Genomic DNA, 668 nt, shown 5'->3' on the forward strand with positions numbered 1-668 from the left:
GTGGATCGGCTGACCCATCCCAACCCCCAGATCCTTGGCCTCCTGGCTGCGGGCAATGGCGCACCCGTCGTTGTTGGAGAGGATGACCACGGGCCTGCCTCGGAGCGATGGGTTAAAGATCCGTTCGCAGCTGGCGTAAAAGTTGTTGCCGTCGACGAGGCCCAACATGTCAAAGGGTCCTCGGATCCACGTCGTGCCACTGCCTGATTTCTTGCTCCAAGCCATCCCAAGTAGCTTGGAGTTGTTGTGTGTCACCGTTGAAAAGGGGCTGGTCCAAGTGCGCGAATTGGTCGAACGACGGGTGGGGAAGAACGCTGCCAATGCCGCTGTAGCAAAACCACTCACCCACCAGTTGCGCGATCTGGGCCAGCTCCTTGATGGCGTCCTTTGCGTCGTCCAGATTCCAGCGCGGAAGCACTCGGCCCGTCCGGCTGAACTCTGTGGCCGCGTGGGCAATCTCTACGTTAACGTGTTCCACGACACCATCCAGGCCCGCTAGGCGGCGCTCCAACGCGTCGAACACTTCTTCCCGAATCAGATCATCCGGAGTTGAGGTGCCGGACGTGGTCCCGCTGAGCCAGTCAAACACTGCATGCCGTTGTGCCGAAGGCTCGTATTGATACTCCCGCGCAACGAGATAAGCCGCGCCTGGTTGTTGGGCGCGCGCG

At 60.6% G+C, this 668-nt stretch carries 2 pseudogenes; both read right to left on the bottom strand.

Features of this window, described 5'->3' with window-relative positions:
• Positions 1-168 (bottom strand): annotated as a pseudogene (locus tag INT12_RS30825) (Y-family DNA polymerase); the annotation flags it as partial.
• 1 nt (position 169) lies between these two features.
• A pseudogene (locus tag INT12_RS30830) lies at positions 170-668 on the bottom strand (hypothetical protein); the annotation flags it as partial.

Origin of the sequence: Pseudomonas sp. K8 (genome assembly GCF_014889455.1) — a bacterium.
Classification (GTDB): Bacteria; Pseudomonadota; Gammaproteobacteria; order Pseudomonadales; family Pseudomonadaceae; genus Aquipseudomonas; species Aquipseudomonas veronii.